Below are 2525 nucleotides of genomic sequence, written 5' to 3' on the forward strand. Positions count from 1 at the left end.
GAGGCGAGGATGACTTTAACGAACAAGAGCGAAGAACGCTTGAAAACGCAACGGTTGGCTGGTGGAAGTCGAATGGTGTGAGTATGAATGAGGTTGTGACTGATTCATCGTCTCAATCAACTTCTGAGAATGCTGGATTTGATTCTAAAAAATCGCTATGGGGCAAGGTAGTTGAGAAGACTACAGGTATTGAAGGTGGCGTGAGTGTTAGAGCGGATCAGTCAACTGGATCAGATGAAAGAATGGAGTTTAATTCACTAAATGATGTAGCGTCAAATTTGATTGATAAAGCGGGTGGAGATAGTGCAAAACTTGCAGGCTGGATTGACCAATTTGACAATCATGTGAGAGATTTACGAGCTGAGGCAACTGGTATTAACACCCTAACTAATAACATTAGCAGTGATGCTGATAAAATGTTTAAGAGTGATGAACAGTTGCAGGACAATAAACAAGCATTAAAAGAGGACGAGCAACGGATGAAAGATTATTTAGCCAGTAAAGGTGGCGGTTAATGCTCGTAATGACTTTTATATGTTCGCAATAAAATTAATTTGGATAAGTAGTAAATTTATCTCTGCTAGATGCGGCTGAAGAATAATGGTGATACCAATCATTGTCTCTTCTACGTTGTTCATCGCAACCAGAGTGGTTATGTTTGTTAGATTCTGTATTTTTCATATCAAGCAATGGCATCATAAATTTAGATAAGGTGTTTTTCCAATGAATAAAACCATAAATAAGGACTGCAATACCAACAAAAATAAGCCCATTAACGTTGTTGAAATAACCGCCATGGTAGGCGGTAGCGTACACAGCAAACAAGAACCCTGATGCCATTAATCCTAATCCTATTCTAGTGTTTCTTGTATAGGCTTTTGATTGTTTAATCATATTGGCCGTCGGTTCAATCGCTTGAATACTTGGGTAGTTATGGCTTTGCAAAGGTTTGTTAACACTCGCTGACTGAATGCTCGCTTTTATCTCTTTACTCATGGTTTGTATATCCGATCTTAAGTCCTGCATATCACCGTTAGTGGCAATATTACTGTTTAGGGTTTTAAGCTCATCTAGAATTTGTTGTTGCGTATCTATGGTTTGATTGTACATTTTGTCATATTAATAGTCAAACATCTCTTGCAGAGTTGAGCATAATAAGATTTGCGTGTTTTTATCGATAGAGCCTTTTTTCTTAATGAGCCTTGATTTATCTACTGCACGTATTTGATCTAATAGAATTAATCCTTTTTTATTGCCAAACTCACAAGCAATTCTTCCTGGGAATTCAAAGCCTTTAGTTGTCATTGGCGCTACTATTGCTGTTGATAGTGCAGACATTTCATCTGGAGATATAACAACACATGGTCTAGTTTTGTTAATTTCTCTACCCTGGGTTGGGTTTAGATCGATCAACCAAATTTCAAAGCGATTAACACTTTTAGCTACCATTGCCATTCTGTATCAGGGCTTAATTCTAAACCAAGCCACTCATGGTCAACATTAGCTTGTTTGTTGCCCTCTATTGATTTTGCAATCTTCTCTCGCCAATTAGTTCTTGATTTTTTATCTGGAGATATTAATAATCCGTCGCCAACCACTTTAAACATCAATTCAACATTATCTAGATGGGCTTGCTCAATAATTGGTTTCGGGATTCTAACTCCTCGAGAGTTTCCTATTTTTGTAAGATGTGCCATGCTTGCCCCTTGTTGTTTATGTAAATATTATATAGTATTTACAATGTAATTACATGCTTTTGTATGCACTTCATATTTAGTTTTGTTAAATCAAATAATCCTCTTTAAAAACTCTTTCTGCAAAATCATTTTCGGCCGCTATATAGTTTGCTTTGACTTGTGAGTCAAATATAGGCAGCTCATACATTGTAATATTTTTTGCTAGAGCGTCATTGTACAGGGGGTTAAAAACGCTATTTGCTTCATTTATTAAATAAAAATCACCTAGTTTAGCGCCGCACTTGCAGTGGTTGACATAATAGCGACTATTGCCTTGTTTTGTATAATCTAAGTAATAGCTGCTAGCATATTTTGCCAAAGTTTCTCTGAATTCTGAATCTAGATATGATAAATTTGATAACCTAAGAGGCGCTTTTCTTAGAGGGGATGACATGTTTATTTCATCATTAAACTCGGTACTATGGTCAATTAAGTGGCTGGCACTTATGCAGAAAACATCAGTTTTTTCGCCACATTGGTAGCAAGTTTCCTGAGTTTTTAATAAATATATTGGTTGCTTTATTGTTATATTTGCTGTGGCGCTTGACATTGACATCCAGCGCTCTTTAAAGCCGAATAATCCTTATACAAAGGCTTTTTAAATTATTTTTAGCCTAAAGTAAAAAAAACAGGTGCAAAATTACATTATAATAGCGAGTATATTTTTTAAGACATATAAGATAAAGATGAAAATACAATTAAAAAACATTAACACCCTTAACGTTATCAATACAACTATTGATATTGCGAAAAGCAGTATTTCTAATACATCAAGCAAGCTTAAGCACT

General features: G+C 35.6%; 5 protein-coding genes. 1 reads left to right on the top strand and 4 read right to left on the bottom strand.

Annotation, left to right across the window (positions count from 1 at the left end):
* On the top strand, window positions 1–515 hold a 515-nt coding region (locus BTHERMOSOX_RS10310), incomplete at its 5' end, for a hypothetical protein (protein ID WP_171004745.1).
* Between the two features lie 34 nt (window positions 516–549).
* Here BTHERMOSOX_RS10310 and BTHERMOSOX_RS10315 read toward each other — a convergent pair.
* From BTHERMOSOX_RS10315 to BTHERMOSOX_RS10330, 4 genes are all read right to left on the bottom strand, one after another.
* Window positions 550–1110 carry a YidH family protein gene (locus tag BTHERMOSOX_RS10315; RefSeq protein ID WP_138121064.1) on the bottom strand — a complete coding sequence of 187 codons (561 nt, stop codon included), beginning with the start codon at window positions 1108–1110 and terminating at the stop codon, window positions 550–552.
* Between the two features lie 9 nt (window positions 1111–1119).
* On the bottom strand, window positions 1120–1455 hold the full coding sequence (locus BTHERMOSOX_RS10320) for a type II toxin-antitoxin system PemK/MazF family toxin (RefSeq protein ID WP_138121065.1): 336 nt from the start codon (window positions 1453–1455) through the stop codon (window positions 1120–1122).
* Window positions 1443–1697 carry an AbrB/MazE/SpoVT family DNA-binding domain-containing protein gene (locus tag BTHERMOSOX_RS10325; protein WP_138121066.1) on the bottom strand — a complete coding sequence of 85 codons (255 nt, stop codon included), beginning with the start codon at window positions 1695–1697 and terminating at the stop codon, window positions 1443–1445. The genes BTHERMOSOX_RS10320 and BTHERMOSOX_RS10325 overlap by 13 nt, the downstream gene beginning before the upstream one ends.
* A gap of 85 nt (window positions 1698–1782) precedes the next feature.
* On the bottom strand, window positions 1783–2286 hold the full coding sequence (locus BTHERMOSOX_RS10330) for a hypothetical protein (protein WP_138121067.1): 504 nt from the start codon (window positions 2284–2286) through the stop codon (window positions 1783–1785).
* Window positions 2287–2525: the final 239 nt, after the last annotated feature.

The sequence above is a fragment of the Bathymodiolus heckerae thiotrophic gill symbiont genome (assembly GCF_900128515.1).
In the GTDB taxonomy this organism is placed as follows: Bacteria; Pseudomonadota; Gammaproteobacteria; order PS1; family Pseudothioglobaceae; genus Thioglobus_A.

Bases quoted from the DNA above. Each gene is read 5' to 3' on its own strand.
- BTHERMOSOX_RS10315 (WP_138121064.1), bottom strand. From the start codon at position 1,110: ATGTACAATCAAACCATAGATACGCAACAACAAATTCTAGATGAGCTT.
- BTHERMOSOX_RS10320 (WP_138121065.1), bottom strand. From the start codon at position 1,455: ATGGCAATGGTAGCTAAAAGTGTTAATCGCTTTGAAATTTGGTTGATC.
- BTHERMOSOX_RS10325 (WP_138121066.1), bottom strand. From the start codon at position 1,697: ATGGCACATCTTACAAAAATAGGAAACTCTCGAGGAGTTAGAATCCCG.
- BTHERMOSOX_RS10330 (WP_138121067.1), bottom strand. From the start codon at position 2,286: ATGTCAAGCGCCACAGCAAATATAACAATAAAGCAACCAATATATTTA.